We start from the raw sequence: 17,728 nt of genomic DNA on the forward strand, positions 1-17,728 counted from the left end.
ATTCAGTAATCACACTACTGCTTCGGTAGTTAAACTGACAGTACAACAGAATAAGAAATTTCTCGCTTAATAGTTATATACCCGTAGCAAGTAGTAAGTTTTGACACTTATTGCTTGAATTCTGTTGCCAAATTTTCAGAGGGCAAACAATGACGGACATATTGAACCCTATACCTGGTTCTATAATTACCTGTCGCAATCGACAATGGGTGGTGCTACCTTCGGAAAATCAGGAAATTATCCGCTTGCGTCCCCTCTCAGGAAATGAGGACGAAATCGCTGGAATTTTTCAGCCTTTGCTCTCACAATTCCTAGAAAAGATTGAATCAGCAACATTTCCCCTACCTCAAGCTACTAGCGTACAAGATCATGCAGCTGCACTCTTACTCATGGATGCTGCACGTCTTTTACTCCGTAGCGGTGCGGGGCCTTTTCGCTGTTTAGGACGGTTATCACTGCGTCCCCGTCCTTATCAGTTAGTTCCTCTGTTGATGGCGCTGAAGTTAGAGACTGTAAAACTGCTCATTGCTGATGATGTGGGCATTGGCAAAACTGTCGAGGCTGGATTAATTGCGCGTGAGCTTTTAGATAGAGGTGAAGTCAAACGAATCGCAGTGCTGTGTCCACCACACTTGTGTGAACAGTGGCAGCAGGAATTACGCGAAAAGTTTCATATTGATGCTGTGGTAGTACGTTCTGGCACAGCTTCTAAGTTAGAGCGGAACATACCAAATAATGAGAGTGTTTTTAGTTATTATCGACACCTGATAGTTAGCTTGGACTATGCCAAAGCAGAGCGTCGGCGTGCTAGTTTTATTACTCACTGTCCAGACTTGGTGATTGTGGATGAGGCTCACACTTGTGCCCGTCCAAATAAAAATACTACATCGCAGCAGCAACGACACCAGCTAATTACAGAAATTGCCCAAAAGCAAGAACAACATTTACTCTTACTTACAGCTACTCCTCACAGTGGAATTGAAGAGTCTTTTCTGTCGCTTCTAGGTTTGCTGAAGCCAGAATTTGAGCATTTTACTTTAAGTAATTTGAATGAGAAGCAACGCGATCGCCTAGCCAATCATTTTGTGCAGCGCCGACGGGCAGATGTCAAGCTTTGGTTAGGGAACGAAACGCCTTTTCCTGAAAGAAACTCAGAAGAAACGCCATACAAGTTATCGAAAGAATATAAACAGCTATTTGATGAAGTCTATGACTTTGCCCGTGGTTTGGTGAAAACTACTACGGCGGACATGAGTCATGCTCAACGTCGGGGGAGATATTGGTCGGCGCTGGCGTTGATTCGTTGTGTGATGTCTTCGCCTGCGGCGGCGATCGCTACATTAAATCGTCAAGTTGGTAAATCTAGTGAACGCGATCGCAATTCGTTAGTCGCTGATTTAGACGAAGACTTGATGAGTTCTTATGTTCACGATCCCACAGAACAAGAACAAGCAGTTGACGCATCACCCACTGTGGTAATTGAACAAGGACAGCAAAGTTATAAGGACACAGATAAACGCAAGCTAAAAGCTTTTGTGCAAGCAGCAGAGAAGTTGCGGGGTGAAAAAGACCAAAAGCTACAATCATGCATTACTACAGTCGATTCTCTGCTCAAAGAAGAGATGAACCCGATTGTCTGGTGTCGCTACATTGCTACGGCAAATTATGTAGCTGATGCTCTCAGGCAGAAATTAGAGAAAAAAGGAAGCCAAATTCGGGTAATCGCTATTACTGGGGAACTTTCAGAGGATGAGCGGGAAACTCGACTAGAAGAGTTAAAATCTTATCCCCAACGAGTGCTAGTAGCTACAGACTGTTTGAGTGAAGGGGTAAACCTGCAAACACACTTCAGTGCTGTAATTCACTACGATTTACCCTGGAATCCTAATCGCTTAGAGCAACGGGAAGGACGTATAGACCGCTACGGTCAAACTGCCAGTCAGGTAAAAGCCTGCTTGCTTTATGGTCAGGATAATCCTGTTGATGGTGCGGTTCTGGATGTTCTAATTCGCAAAGCTGTTCAGATTCACAAATCTTTGGGGATTACTGTTCCTGTGCCAATGGAAAGTACGACTGTAGCGGAGGCTGTTTTTAAATCTCTGTTTGAACGTGCTGCTGAAGTTATCCAGTTATCTCTGTTTGATTTTCAGGAAGAATCAGCAGTTGATAAAGTTCATAAGAATTGGGACAACGCAGTTGAACGGGAGAAAATTAATCGGACTCGCTTTGCTCAACGTGCGATTAAGCCTGAGCAAGTAGAACAGGAATTAATTGACTCTGACCAGATTTTAGGGAATGAGCAGGATGTAGAGCGTTTTGTCTTATCGGCGTGCGATCGCATCTCTTGTTCTTTAATTAAGAAAAAGCAGGGATGGTTACTTCCCCAACCACCAGATTTTCTCAAGTCAACGTTAGGGGATAAGTCGCGCTTACTCACTTTTACCACCCCAGCACCAGAAGGTGTGGAATATGTGGGGCGGAATCATCCCTTGGTGGAAGGTTTAGCGCGGTACATCCTAGAAGATGCGCTTTCTCATAATACAGAACCAATTGCAGCACGATGCGGCTTTACTACAACTAATGCTGTACAAAAGCGGACGACTTTACTGTTAGTAAGGCTACGGCATTTGTTAGACAGTTCTAAACGCAGTACAGAAACGCGAAATACTACATCTCTACTAGCGGAAGAATGCGCCGTTATCGGCTTTACAGGTTCGCCTTCTAGTCCTAACTGGTTGTCGCAGTTGTCAGCAACATCATTACTGCAACAAGCCAAGCCAGTCAGCGATGTTGGTAAAGCTATCAAGCAGGTGGAAATTGCTGACTTACTTGAAAGGTTAGAAGAACTCCAGCCAGATTTGGAAAAGTTTGCAGGGGAAAGGGCGGAAGAACTTTTACAAAGCCATAAGCGAGTGAGAGACATTACCAAAGAAGGACGAATCCGCGTCACTCCCCAATTGCCGATGGATGTTCTCGGCGTTTTTATCCTCCAACCTGGACGTAAGTAAAAGGCTCGTAGTAGAGCTTTAGCGCCAAAGCAAACGTAATTTTTATTCTTAATTCTCTATATATGAAAACTACATTAACTGCGCTTCAAATTGAAGGAAATTTACTGGCTCCAGATATGACTGCCCAAATGCTAGAAGGCAGTATCAAAGGACAATCGCCAGAGGATTTTGGTTTTAATAAAACTGATAAATTAGCAGATGAAATTGCTACAGCTTGGGGCGATGCTAAAGCATATTGGGCAGCATTTCAACGGGCATTGGCTAGATTAGATGAGAATAACACCGCTACAAGTATTACTCGTGAACTTTGGGCAGTGCCATTACTACAGAGTCTAGGCTATGACCCTGTATATACTGCAACAGCCGAAGTGGTGGAAGGACAAACCTATGCGATTTCCCATCGTGCGGAAGAGGGAGAAAATAAACCACCTATCCACATTATTGGTTGTCGGCTAGAAGTTGATAAACGTCCGCCCAGTGGCACACCCAGGCTATCAGCACACGCACTGGTGCAGGAGTATCTTAACAAGACAGAGCATTTGTGGGCGATCGCAACTAATGGTTTTCGTTGGCGGTTGCTACGTGATTCTTCGTTGATGACTCGTCTTACTTATATCGAATTTGACTTAGAGCAAATTCTCAACGGTGAAAACTTTGCTGAGTTTGGCTTATTTTATAGGCTGTTCCACCGTTCCCGCTTGCCTGAAGCTGTGGATGATGCAGATAAGTGTTTGCTGGAATATTACCATCAAGAAGCACTGCAACAAGGTGGACGAGTACGCGACAAACTTCGTGATGGGGTTGAAAAAGCTTTAGTTCAGCTAGGTAACGGCTTTATTCAACATCCGCAAAACGAACACCTGCGCCAAAAGTTAGGAATTATCCCCCATTACGAAACAGAAATTACAAGTTACGAATTTTACCGCCAATTGTTGCGGCTAATTTATCGCTTACTGTTTTTAATGGTGGCAGAATCTCGCAATTTATTATTAATTGGGGATGATGTAGAAAAAGCAAGAATCTACCGAGAATATTACAGCATTGAGCGACTGCGAGAGTTAGCTGAACGTCCTCATTGGCGGCGGGAAGGTTTTCAAGATTTATGGCAGGGTTTGCGGGTAACTTTTTTACTATTTGATGAAAACTGGCGCGGGGAAGTACTAGGTTTGTCTCCTCTGAATGGCGATTTATTTGGTTCTAATACTCTGTCAGCTTTAGATGATTGTGCAATTGATAATTATGATTTACTTTTAGCAATTCGCCAGTTATCGCTGTATCAAGACAAGGTACAACTACGGCGGGTGAATTATGAATATTTAGATGTCGAAGAATTAGGAAGCGTTTATGAGAGTTTGTTAGATTTTCATCCCCAGGTAATACATAGTCAGGGGAGATATGAATTTGCTTTGGTTTTTGGTAGTGAAAGGAAAATTACTGGTTCTTACTATACCCCGCCACAACTTGTACAACAACTCATCAAAACTGCACTTGTACCAGTAATTGAAGAAAAACTTCGCAGTACAAAAGATAAACTTCGCAATTCAGAAAATAATCAAGAATTAGAAAAAGCACTTTTGGATTTAAAAGTTTGCGATCCGGCTTGCGGTTCGGGACATTTTCTTTTAGCAGCAGCAAGATGTATTGGGAAAGAATTAGCCAAAGTTCGTACTGGCGAAGTAGAACCGGGAAGTGAACCTTTAAAATTAGCGATTAGAGATGTTATTCAAAATTGCATTTATGGGGTGGATTTAAACCCGTTAGCTGTGGATTTGTGCAAGGTGGCGTTATGGATTGAAGGCTTTCCTGGTAAGTTACCCCTTACCTTTTTAGATCACAGAATTAAATGTGGTAATTCCCTAGTGGGAGTGTTGGATATTAATTGTTTGAAAGAAGGAATACCTGATGAAGCGTATAAAGCTGTGACTGGAGATGATAAGAAGTTAGCCACACAGCTTAAGAAGCGTAATAAGAAAGAACGAGAGACAGATAATCAGGGACAGTTATCACTGTTTGGAGGTTTAGAACCTGAACGTACACATTACGCAGAAACTGTGCGGGAGTTAGGACATATTGCTGAACTCACACCACAACAAGTAAGAGAAAAGCAAACACGTTATCAGCAAACTCGTAAAGAGTCGGGATGGTGGCGAGATTATTCGGCGTGTAATTTGTGGACTGCGGCATTTTTTACAGCATTGACGGAAGAGAATTTGCAGTTATTACCAACAACGGCAGCGTTAACTCAGCTTTTACATGGTAATTTGTCAACGCAAAAGATAGTAGACGCAGCAAATAAGTTAGCTGAAAAAAAGCACTTTTTTCACTGGTGTTTAGAGTTTCCTGAAGTATTTGAACAAGATGGTTTTGATTGTGTTTTAGGAAATCCACCTTGGGAAAGAATTAAGTTACAAGAAAAAGAGTTTTTTGCTTCTCAAAGTGCGGAAATTGCTAATGCTATAAATAAAGCAGCGCGAGAAAAATTGATTAAGGAATTACCAAAGAATAATCCTGAGTTAGCACAAGCTTTTGATGAGGCGAAACATGATGCTGAGGCGCAGAGTAAGTTTATCCGCGAATCGGGTAGATTTCCGTTAACTGCTGTGGGAGATATTAATACTTATACTGTGTTTGCAGAAACTATAAGAAGGTTGATTTCAAATTATGGAAGATTAGGGGTAATTGTTCCTACAGCAATAGCTACAAGTGATACAACTAAAAATTTCTTCAATGACTTAATTAGTAACCATAGCCTTGTACAGCTTATAGGTTTTATCAATGAGAAATCAATTTTTACATCAGTTCTACATAATTTCAGATTTTGTATTCTTTCAATTACAGGACTAGGCAGCAAAACTGAAAAGCCAGAATTTATCTTTGAATGTCAAACTTTTCAAGAAATAGATAAAATTGAAAGACATTTCACACTACATATTGATGATTTAAAACTTTTAAACCCTAACACGCTCACTTGTCCAGTTTTTAGAACTAGTGATGATACGGAACTAACTAAGAAAATCTATCAGCGCGTACCTGTTTTGGAAAATGAGCAAACAAGTAGCAACCCCTGGGTTATTTCATTTATGCGTATGTTTGACATGACAAATGATGGTGAAGTATTTGCAAAACAATCACTTCCAGATTATGTACGACTATTTGAAGGTAAAATGATTGATATTTTTGAACATCGTTCTGCAAGTTCTGTAACGAATGCTAAGAATTTAATACGTTCTGGTCAACCAATTGCAACCACACTAGAACAATATATAGACCCCAATTATTTACCAACTCCGCAGTATTGGGTAAGTAAAAAGGAAGTATTGTCAAGATTACCACACAAGTCTCCTAAATGGTTTATTGGATTTAAAAGTGTTACTAGTCCAATTAATGAAAGAACATTTGTTGCTACAATTCTGCCATTTAGTGGGGTTGGTAATTCCATTCCTTTAATACTAGCTGATTTTCCCAATGCAAGATTAGCTTGTTGCTTACTTGCTAACTTAAATAGTCTAGTGTTCGACTTTGTAGTTAAGCAAAAAATTGGAGGAGTAAACCTCAATTTTTTCATAGTCAAACAACTTCCCGTCCTTCCTCCAAAAGCATACACTCAAGAAAACATTGAATTTATCAGTACTCGCGTACTCGAATTAGTCTACACCGCCTGGGATATGCAACCCTTCGCCAATGACATGGGCTACGACGGCGAACCCTTTATTTGGAATAACAACAGACGTGCATTATTAAGAGCAGAATTAGACGCATATTACGCCAAACTCTACGGACTCACCCGTGATGAACTGCGATATATTCTCGACCCTGCTGATGTCTACGGCGAAGACTTCCCCAGCGAAACATTCCGCGTTTTAAAGAACAACGAAATTAAGAAATTTGGCGAATACCGTACACAAAGATTAGTCCTAGAAGCTTGGGATACAATGTTTAAATAATTCGTAATTAGGACTTTATGAAAACAGATGCAATTTTCTACGAAATATTTAAAGAATTTCCCAACATCTTTTTTGAAATCATTGGTAAACCAGATACTAACACCAATATATATGAGTTTATTGCACCAGAAATTAAACAAAAAAGCTTCCGATTAGATGGGGTATTTTCTCCATTTGCAGAATTCCCTAATGAAGCATTGTACTTTATCGAGGTTCAGTTTTACAAAGATGAAGAATTTTATGATCGACTATTCACCAGTATATTCCTTTACTTCACCCAATATCAGCCCCCTAACCCTGATTGGTTCGCAATAGTTATCTATGACAAGCGCAGCAATGAACGTACCTATCCCCAACGTTATCGTTCTTTATTAGAACCACATCTACGCCGCTTTTACCTAGATGAACTTGACGATGTACCAGACGATTCTCTGGGAATAGGAATTGTCCGCTTAGTTGTAGAAAGTGAAAATAAAGCCGGAGAATTAGCCAAAACCCTAATTAATAAAGCTAAAGAACAATTAACAGACACTCTCATCCAAAGAAAAGTTTTAGAATTTATAGAGACAATCGTAGTCTACAAGTTTCCTAATTTAAGCCGCGAGGAGATAGAAGCCATGCTGAATTTAAACTTGCTGAAAGAAACTAGAGTTTATCAAGAAGCCAAAGCAGAAGGTAAGGAAGAAGGTGAACTGGAAACAAAATTGAAAATGATCCCAATCTTCCTAGAACTAGGTTTAACTATTCAACAAATTTCTGAACGTTTAGAACTAGACGTAGAAGAAGTAAGAAAAGTTGTACAAACGATGTAAAAATATCAACAATACATATCCGATGAAGCTCCCAATTAAACTTCAGGATTTATTGCAACAGAATGAAAGCGCAATTGTAGCAGCTAGCACATTTTTTAGCCAAAAAATAGCATTGCTAGATTGTACAGGAGTGGTAACAGTCACTTCCGAACAACTAGCGCTTTTATTTTCCAGCATTCCTGAAGATTGGGAATTCCAAGAATTTTCAGAAATTCTCAACTTATCTACTGTTAATTCAATTTTCAATCACCAACTTCAAGAATGGATTAATCAACGCTTAGGACACACTCAACCCCAGTCCTCAATTACAAATGCCGAATTATCTAATACGAATGAACTCGATATTTTCAACTTCCGCAACGAAGTAATTGGCGACTACCGCCGCTATATAGAAAGCTTCCTCAAAATCCGCGACTCCAAAGTCAAAGAATTTGTAGACGCAGAATTAGACAAAGGACAACTCTGGACAGATCCCCTAGTACAACTCAATCCCAGCTATAAAAAAGGTGCAACAGTCAAAGAATTAGTACAACAGCAAACCCTCCATCCAGACAGCGAAAACTACTTCTGCAAAAAAGACGGTACACCTTTTACTTTCCATTACCACCAAAAGCAAGCATTTGAAACCGCACAACGCCAAGAACCCTACGTTGTCACTACAGGCACAGGTTCCGGTAAAAGCATGACTTACGTCGTGCCTATTTTTGATGATTTACTGCGTCATCCCGAAATTTCCGGAGTCAGGGCAATATTGGTTTATCCCATGAATGCCTTAATTAACTCCCAAAAAGAAGAACTCGACAAATTTTTACGCCAAGTTCCCAATACTCACATTCGCGTCGAACAATACACCGGACAAGAAAGTTTAACCAGGAAAACCGAAATTCAAAACAACCCACCCCATATTTTGCTGACCAACTACGTGATGTTAGAGTTAATGCTCTCACGCACTCACGAAAATAAACTGGTCGAATCTGCAAATTTAAAATTCTTGGTACTGGATGAATTACATACCTATCGAGGGCGACAAGGCGCAGATGTTGCCATCTTAATTCGTAAACTCCGGCAACGCAGCAAAAGTAATGACGAATTACTCTGCATTGGCACCAGCGCCACCATGTCAACGGAAGGTTCTCGTCAACAACGCCGTCAGGTAGTAGCAGATGTGGCTAGTAAGTTATTTGGTGTAGAAATCAAACCCAGCAACGTCATTGATGAGACTCTAGAACGTTCTATCCAACGTGCTGAACCTACCATTGAACAACTGCGTCAAGCAATTTTGGCAGGCTTACCAAGCGATTTAGAACAGACACCAACAGAATTTCAAAATCATCCCCTAAGCTATTGGATAGAGATGAACTTCGGTTTAGAAGCAAGAGAAGGGCATCTCGTCCGCCGTCAACCCATTAGTTTAGAAACAGGTGCAACCAAACTTGCCGAACAAACCCAGCTTCCAGAGGAAACTTGTTTAACAGTTCTCAAACAGATGTTCCTCTGGGGAAGCAAAACCAAAGGACTGGCATTTCGCCTGCATCAGTTCATTTCCCAAGGGGGAAGCGTTTACGCCACAATTGAAAATCGAGACAAACGCCATTTCACCCTAGAAGGACAATATACAACCACCGATAACCGCCTGCTTTATCCCCTGGTTTTTTGCCGAGAATGCGGACAGGATTACTATGTCGTGCGCTACGATGCCGATAAGCACATCATCCTACCCCAGTTGCCCACAGCATTAGATATCAGTCCTGACGATGCAGATATCACGGAAGGTTATCTTACCCTAGATGAACCAGGACTATGGGATACAGGCGATGAAGATAGACTTCCTGACTCTTGGTTCAGTGAAACCAAAAAGAAAGGACGGGTTGCTAAAAAAGACTTTGCGCCGTTTATTCCTCGTAAGCTGCAAGTCCTAGCCAATGGTAAAGTTACATCCTCTCTGTTACAAGGAACCACTTGTTGGTTTATTCCCAAACCCTTTCTTACCTGTCTCAACTGCGGCGTACTCCATGACAAGAAGCGCAACGAATTTACCAAACTCTCTCGCCTCAGCAGTGAAGGACGCAGTACCGCCACTACCTTGCTTTGCCTTTCTACCACCAGCCGCCTCAAGCAAGCCTTTACAGGGGAAAAAGCCAAAGCTGCCAAAATTCTCAGCTTTACCGATAACCGTCAAGATGCGTCTTTACAAGCCGGACATTTCAATGATTTTGTGCAAACCAGTTTTTTACGGGCTGCACTTTTAGGCGCAATTCAAGCTAAACAACAACTTACCCACAGCGAATTAGCTAGTGTAGTCATCCAGTACATGGGAATTACTCAAAACGACTACGCCAAGCAACCAGCAGAATTTAGTGGTGGTAAGCGGCGCAATGAAGAAGCATTTCGCAAACTGATTGAATACCGCCTTTACGAAGACTTGCGTCGGGGATGGCGCATCGTCCAACCCAACCTCGAACAGTGCGGACTGTTAGTAATTGAGTATGACGGATTGCAAGAAGACTGTGCTGACAACAACCTTTGGCAAAAACACCGCCATCCCCTGCTACTACAAGCCACTCCCCAACAACGTTTCGTAATTACACAAGCACTCCTCAACCATCTGCGGCGAGAATTAGCCATTGATGCCAAACTGTTGCAACCAGACCAAAAAGACTCACTTAGAAGCGAAGTTATTCAAATAATTAAAGAACCTTGGGTATTTGACGAGAACGAATATCTGCATTTAGCAACTTGGGCAACCATTAGCAGTGGTAGCGAGAGAGCCAAAGTCAAGCTTACCACTAGAAGTAAAATCGGAAGGTTTTTGCGATCGCCTAATACCTGGTCACTTCGTAGCCAACCTTTAACAGATACGGAATTTAACAGCTTAATCACCACTTTAGTTAGTGCTTTATGTGACGCTGGCTATTTAGTGCAACAAAAATCTGAGGTACAGCTACAAATTAGTTCTCTACTGTGGAAAGCAAGCAACCTCAAGGAAATTCCCACCGACCCTTTAACATCGCGTCGCTTGCAAGGTAACGATCAAACAAGTATATCTGTTAACCAATTCTTCCAAGGATTCTACCAAACCAACGCCCTACAAATCCAAACAATGGAAGGGCGAGAACATACAGGACAAGTAAGCAATAAAGACCGTCAAGAACGAGAAGAAAAATTCCGCCAAGGACAATTAGCAGCATTGTTCTGTTCTCCGACAATGGAATTAGGCATCGACATTTCCGACCTCAGCGTTGTCCATCTACGGAACGTTCCCCCCAGTCCCGCCAATTATGCTCAACGCAGTGGTCGCGCTGGTAGAAGTGGGCAGGAAGCCTTAGTAATTACCTATGCTTCCATTGGTAGCGGTCACGACCAATACTTTTTCAAACGCCAAAATCAAATGGTAGCTGGGGTAGTTGCTCCACCAAAACTAGAACTAGCCAACCAAGATTTAATTAAATCTCATGTGTATTCAATTTGGCTAGCACACACTGGGGTTTACTTGGAAGACTCCATGAATAAACTCTTAGATTTGGAACTAGAAGGTTATCCCCTCAAAGACAGTATTCGCCAACAACTTACCCTCAGCCCTGCCAAATTAGCCCAATGTCTGCAAGCTACTCAGTCCATTTTCTCAGACTTTTTCTGCCAAGAGGATTTGCAAAAAGCTTCCTGGTATTCTGTTAATTGGCTACAGCTAACTATTGACAACGCCCTGAATGCTTTTGACCGCGCCTGTAAGCGTTGGCGAGAATTGTACACAGAATCAGTCAAACAATTAGAATCTGCCCGCCGCACCATTGACCGTTCTGCTAGAGGTGATGTCACCCAGGAAGAACGCAGTAACGCCGAAGCACAGTCACGAGAAGCGCAACGACAAATTGACCTCCTCGTAGGACACACCCAAGGCAAGAGTAATTCCCAGTTTGAATTTTATCCCTATCGCTACTTTGCCGCCGAGGGATTTTTACCAGGATTCAACTTCCCCCGTCTACCAGTCCGGGCATTTATTCCCGCTGGTGAAGGTGGTGAATTCATTTCTCGCCCGCGCTCAATGGCATTACGAGAATTTGCTCCTAGTAATATTCTTTACTATGAAGGCAGTAAATTTATGGTAGCCAAAACTAAAGTTCCTGTTGGTGGTATTGAAGGCGAGTATAAGCGGGTGAGCGTTTGTGCTAATTGTGGCTATTATCACGACGGTGATTTTCGTGATACCTGCGAAAACTGTGGTTTAGAAATTAAACCTGATGTTCATAACAATGTAGCTAAATTGACTCGTGTGCTACCAATGGAAACTGCGATCGCTCGCCGTCGAGAACGTATTACCTGCGACGAAGAAGAACGGCTCAAGTACGGCTACAACATTACAACCCATTTCCGCTACGCCAATCAAAAACGAGAATCCGCGATCGTCCAAGCTGCTGATGCTACGCCACTATTCAAGTTAACCTATGGAGCCACTGCTACCATCTGGCGAATTAATCGCGGACTGAAGAAGAATAGAGAAGACCGAGGATTTAAGCTTAATCCGACAACGGGTGTATGGGGGGACAATAAAAACCCACAGGCTCAACAAACCCCTGACAGCCTGCACGCTGAAGTTAATTTAATGGTCGATGATACTTGTAATATCTTGGTGGTTGAACCCTTAAATATTCCTGCTGATAACAGAGAAGCTTTTATTACTACCCTGCAATATGTTTTAGAAACAGCAATCCAAGCCGTCTACAAATTAGAAGCTGATGAACTTGATTCAGAACGGCTAGGTGCAGGTAAATATCTGCTTTTCTGGGAAGCTGCTGAAGGTGGCGCAGGCGTATTATCTCAACTTTTAGAAAAACCAGAAGCATTTAAAAAAATTGCTGATGCGGCTTTAGATATTTGTCATTTCACGCAACCAAAAGAAAGTTGTATTCAAGCTTGTTATGAATGTTTGCTTTCCTACCGCAACCAATTCGACCATGCGCTGATAAACCGTCATCTAATTAAACCCTGGCTTGACCTACTACTGGAGAGTAGCGTTATTACTCAAACCAAAGGACTTTCTCGTGATCAGCAATATCAAAAACTGCTGCAACAAACAGACCCCAACTCTGATTTTGAGCGCGTGGTGTTACAGGAGATTTATCAACGCGGGTATAAATTACCTGATGCTGGCCAAAAGTTGATTCCAGAAGCCAACTGTAAGCCAGATTTTGTGTATGAGCAGGAGGCGATCGCACTTTTCTGTGACGGGTCAGTTCATGATAGTCCTGATAAACGCAAGCAAGACCAAATTGAGCGGGATAATCTCAGATACGACACAAATTACACTGTCATAACGCTGCGGCATGATGAGGATTGGGGAGGGAAGTTAGTAATTTTGGGGAGTTTGTGAGTTATGAGTTAATAATTTGTAATCATTATTGTTTCGCTCTTGCATCAATACGAGATGAATTAGCTAAGTTGAAATATTTCTCTATACTTTAATTTTAATTACAGGTTTGCAACAAAAATAGCCTGTAAAATGATATGAGAAATACTTTTAGCTTGTAATGTAGGCGTTGTTCCAATCTCTCTTATTTTGGTTCTTCTATCACACCTTCGAGAAAAGCGATCGCACCTTTACCCCAAGGGTTTTGTTCTGTAAAATGCTCGCTAATTTTGATTGCCGCCTTTTTACCTCCATTCCAGAGGCGTTTAAGTTGCAGAAATTTTTGCCAGTTTAACGCTTGTTCTTTCGCTTTGACATCAATGATGTGATAGGCATCTGTTTCATTTGCAATATCTGGATATTCTTGTTGTAAATTGTGGATAAATTGCTTGAAGTGAGTTAACAAATCCTCAAAATTCTGTTCAGTTGTGTTGATATTTTGTGTAAACTGCTGCTGACTGCCTTCAGCAGCATAGTTAACCCCAATGGTTGCGTGTTGTTGATTAAAAATAGGCGATTGTTCTGACATGATGGTAAGCTTTTCTAAAGATGCTATATATACTTTACTAGAAATAGTTGAGGACACAGGCTGCTCAACTTGTAGCTTAAATAAGCTTTGGAGTTGCTGTTTTTCTGAATCTGATAAGTCTGACATAGCTAAAATGATGGGTAATTCATCTTGTAAAAGCAACTGACTAACTTTCTCTATCTCTCCATCGCGTAATAGCCTTCTTATTGCCCAAATTCTTTCAGCATCTATACGTCTATCTGTAATAGGTAATTGGCTACTGACATCTGCAACTTGTTGAGAATTGCATTCGTCGTTGACTTTGATACGTAATTCTGAAGCAAGTTCCTCCAACCAAAGGCGAGCCGCAAATGGTGGATTTCTTTCACTCAATGCCTGCTCTACCGTGTTGACGCTACTCTCTAAGTACTGCAATCGAGATTTGAAAAGATTAGGTTCTACAACAAGATAAGACAATAAATCTTTGATATCCTGACTCTCAGGATATTGCGTAATAATTGCAAAAGCAATATACCAGAAATTGCTTTTTTGAATAGATAAAATATGACAAACACTTCTAGCTTGTTCTTCAGAATTAAGTGCAAATTCTATTAGCAAGTCTGAATCTTTTTCTTGATTAATTATTCTGTGGAGATGCCAGCTTATAAAAGAATGTTCTCGGGTATCTTGTAGAGCGACTTTCAAGGGTATGCAGATAGCAAGTCTACGATTATTACTATATAGAAACTCCCAAAATTCTCTTTGATGATTACTATTAATTGGGTTCCAGCATTTATACTCTGTCAGTTGTTTCACAAGTAATTGCTCTAGAAGTCTGAACCCCTGTGCAATATTAGCCTGCACAAGATGCAGGGCAAGCCGATCAAAATAGTAATCTTGATCTGATGTATCACTTGCTTCTAAACACTTCCAGGCGAACTCAGCCAGCTTTCCATCAACTGCTTTTTCAGGATGGAGCCAAATGAAAAAAGATTTCACCACTGCTGCTGCATTTTCTAAATCTGAACCTGCTATAGCTTCCAACAAGTAGAGATATTCGCTTGAATTAAGACAGTTAAGCCATTTGCCGTGTTCAAGGATGTATTCAACATCTTTGGGATCAACGCGCTTGTTTCGGATTAATGTCACCATTCGATTGACCCCTGTAATATCACCTCCAAGTTGCTGAGTAGCACAAACTATTGCTTCAGCTTTAACCTGACCTGACTGTGTAAGCTGATCCAAATAGTCACTGACAAACTGGCGATCAATCTGACTTAAACCCCCAAAGTAAGCTGAAAAGACATTAATACCATCTTTTCTCATACCAAGTTGTTCGATCTGCGCTAACCATCTTCGTTCAGAATCAAGCTTTCCAAGCCAGAAGCAGAAATTGTGTGCCTCTTGTGCTTCCACAGAACAAAGCCACTCTAGTAGTTCTGTTGTTAGAACTGATGGCTTGCTAATTACTTCTTCTGCAAGTGTTTGCGCTTCTTTTTCGGATCGATATATATGTTTTCCATTTTCATCTAGTTCATAATCATTATGGCTTCTTGTCCAATTACTTGCCCAACGTTTTAGTCTAATTGCAAATTCAGCAGTATTTAGTGACTCAATTAGAGTATTGATATTTTCAAGTAGTTTTTCAACTTCAATTCTCGTTTCTGGATTGAACTGATTATTATCTTTTTTATAAAAATCATAGACAGAATGTAGAGCATCAGCTAGTTTGGAAATTGCTAAGGGAATTTGTTGATTAGTAACCCAATCCACAGCAGTTTGGAATACTGAAACTGTTATTTCTGGTGAAAATTGGAGCATTGAGAATTCAGCAATCGCTGTTGGAAGTGCAAGTCTTGCTGCATCAGCTACTTGAGGCTCGTCGGATTGGACTAACTCAACTAGAAGTGTGAGTAAAGACTTTTGATAACTCCAAACATCTCCCCAAGTCATTTGAGGTCTTGGATCGAAGGGTTGATTTCCTCTACCCTCATGAAGAAAGTGATAACCCAATCGGTTGAGAGTAGTCTTGATGACCTCAATGGCAAGTAGGCGTGATGCGACAGTAGCTTTAGCTGATGCAAATTTCTTCAACAGATCAAGTCTGTATTTGAGAGATAATGGTACTTGTGGATGAAGTGGACGGAAGCACTGGCAGAATTTGCTAGTAGCACTGCTGTTGTTGTAATTAGCTGGCTCAGTTTCGGCAAGCAGTCCTAAATAATAGAGCGCTCTTAAACTTGTTCTTTCACGAAATATTAGTTCTTCAAGTGCCCATACTAAACTATCTCGTTGTGAGTATTGCAAAGATTTAAGATATTCAAAAGTTGCAGATCCTAAACATTGCTGAATAAGGTTTATAGTCTTATCTGGATTTGCACAAGCTGCTAGGTGTAGTATTTCCCGATTAGCAAGTGCTGTGGGTAAGTCTGGAAGTAATCCACTTGAGCCAAATATTTCTTTCCAGAACCAAGCAATCTTTGATGATTGTAGCTCTTGTAGTCGCTGAATCAACCGCGATCGCTCTTTCTGACTTAAATCAGCAAATAATGCTAAAAACTCGGAACGGCGACCTTGGAGTAAAGAAGCAGCAAGATGGTTTGCAAGTAGCGGAGGAGTAACTTCAGCGTACAAGCCTCGAATTTGCAAAAAACCTGCTTTTGCTAGGCTCTTGATTGCTCTAGTTACTTCATCAGATTGAAACTTTTGTCCAAACCACTTACATAAAACTCTTATTTCTCTGTTAGCTCTGCCTTCGATTTCAACATACTCTAGCAAACTCAATAACTTGAGAATTTCAACGGCATAATTATCAATTAGGCTTCGAATTTCCTGCTCAAGAGCCATAGCAATTTGGTCTACAAAGCTTTCATGTTCTTTTCTAAGAGCAGATCCTCGCTTGGCTGCTAGTAATATTATCCCTGGATTACCCCCAGCCTGTTTGATAATCCACGACTCCATACCATAGTCAAAGTCAGCTTTAGAAGCTTTGAGAAGTTCTCTCGATTCCTCCTGTGAGAGAGGAGAAAGTTTAAGGTTCTTTACTCGCTCGTCTAAGCCAAAATTAATAGTAGGTGAGTTTTCTGAAGTTGGTAGTGTAACTATAAGTTTCAGGCTAGTGGATGAAAGTATCTGATTAACCAGTTCTTTAATCTTGCTAGGATCGGGATCTTCAACAACAACTATCGTTTGTAAATCTGAAGATTCCAAATGAAGCAAATCACTTACTTCGATTGAACGATTCTTAGCAATTACAGTCTCAATAGCAAGATGCTTTGTTACTTCTAGTACAAGTCTCGTTTTCCCTATATCCTTTGCTCCTGAAAGTACTATTGCTCGGATATTGGGATTATCAACAAGTTTCCGCAACTCATTTAATTTCTCATCTCTCCCAGTTAGAGAAATATTTGCACCATAAATTTGCTTGTTTTCATGATGCTCAAACCAGGCTTTCTGCCATGTGGTAAATTTAGCCGTTGAGAAGAAGCTTGATCGTAACTGAGGAAGACTATTCAAAGCACTTGCCAAAAGTGCAGCTTCTACTACTTCAACAGCAACAACCTCAGTCTCATCGTAACCATCGAGAATTTTTGCTTTTAATTCACTCTGTTCATCAAGTGTTAAATGTATGTTGATAAAAAGGACATATTTGTTTGGTTGGCGTTTATTTCTGTTAATAAAATCTTTGAGAGCGCCCTTTAAATCAGCCTTTAACTTTGAAAAAATTTCTGCTTTATTCCGAGCGGAAACATCACGATGCTTATATTGATAAACATTCCATCCAGAACTTAAGAAAGCTGATAGGTGTTTTTGGGTAGGCGCTATTTCTACTGTCCACTCTGCATCCCTACCTCTATCTGGAACATATATGCGCTCAGTAAATGAAGGTAACGAGTAACATTTTTTTCCAGCAGATGCCCATGCAATAGAATTACAAAGAAGCACAAAAGTTTGCGGAGAAAACTCTCGGCTGACAATACGCTCAATTTCTTCTGCACTAATCGGCTGCCCATGAACCAATGAGGTCATCTTTACTCTCAAGAAAAAGTTGT

General features: G+C 41.0%; 5 protein-coding genes. 4 read left to right on the forward strand and 1 reads right to left on the reverse strand.

The window, feature by feature from the left end:
* The first annotated feature begins 149 nt into the window (after window positions 1-149).
* From HGR01_RS05800 to HGR01_RS05815, 4 genes are all read left to right on the forward strand, one after another.
* Entirely contained in the window at window positions 150-3,008 is a 2,859-nt protein-coding gene (locus HGR01_RS05800; RefSeq protein WP_045869360.1) for a helicase-related protein, read from the forward strand.
* 62 nt (window positions 3,009-3,070) lie between these two features.
* Window positions 3,071-6,952: an Eco57I restriction-modification methylase domain-containing protein gene (locus HGR01_RS05805; RefSeq protein WP_168160955.1), complete on the forward strand. Its 3,882-nt coding sequence runs from the start codon at window positions 3,071-3,073 to the stop codon at window positions 6,950-6,952.
* A gap of 17 nt (window positions 6,953-6,969) precedes the next feature.
* Window positions 6,970-7,764 (forward strand): Rpn family recombination-promoting nuclease/putative transposase, encoded by a 795-nt coding sequence (locus HGR01_RS05810; protein WP_045869359.1) that lies wholly within the window; start codon window positions 6,970-6,972, stop codon window positions 7,762-7,764.
* Window positions 7,765-7,786: 22 nt separating this feature from the next.
* Window positions 7,787-13,132 carry a DEAD/DEAH box helicase gene (locus HGR01_RS05815; RefSeq protein ID WP_096622035.1) on the forward strand — a complete coding sequence of 1,782 codons (5,346 nt, stop codon included), beginning with the start codon at window positions 7,787-7,789 and terminating at the stop codon, window positions 13,130-13,132.
* A 181-nt stretch (window positions 13,133-13,313) separates the two neighbouring features.
* Here the strand turns inward: HGR01_RS05815 and HGR01_RS05820 are convergent, their stop codons facing one another.
* Window positions 13,314-17,705: an ATP-binding protein gene (locus HGR01_RS05820; protein WP_045869358.1), complete on the reverse strand. Its 4,392-nt coding sequence runs from the start codon at window positions 17,703-17,705 to the stop codon at window positions 13,314-13,316.
* Window positions 17,706-17,728: the final 23 nt, after the last annotated feature.

The organism is Tolypothrix sp. PCC 7712 (assembly GCF_025860405.1).
GTDB lineage: Bacteria > Cyanobacteriota > Cyanobacteriia > Cyanobacteriales > Nostocaceae > Aulosira > Aulosira diplosiphon.

Bases quoted from the DNA above. Each gene is read 5' to 3' on its own strand.
- HGR01_RS05805 (WP_168160955.1), top strand. From the start codon at position 3,071: ATGAAAACTACATTAACTGCGCTTCAAATTGAAGGAAATTTACTGGCT.
- HGR01_RS05815 (WP_096622035.1), top strand. From the start codon at position 7,787: ATGAAGCTCCCAATTAAACTTCAGGATTTATTGCAACAGAATGAAAGC.
- HGR01_RS05820 (WP_045869358.1), bottom strand. From the start codon at position 17,705: ATGACCTCATTGGTTCATGGGCAGCCGATTAGTGCAGAAGAAATTGAG.
- HGR01_RS05810 (WP_045869359.1), top strand. From the start codon at position 6,970: ATGAAAACAGATGCAATTTTCTACGAAATATTTAAAGAATTTCCCAAC.
- HGR01_RS05800 (WP_045869360.1), top strand. From the start codon at position 150: ATGACGGACATATTGAACCCTATACCTGGTTCTATAATTACCTGTCGC.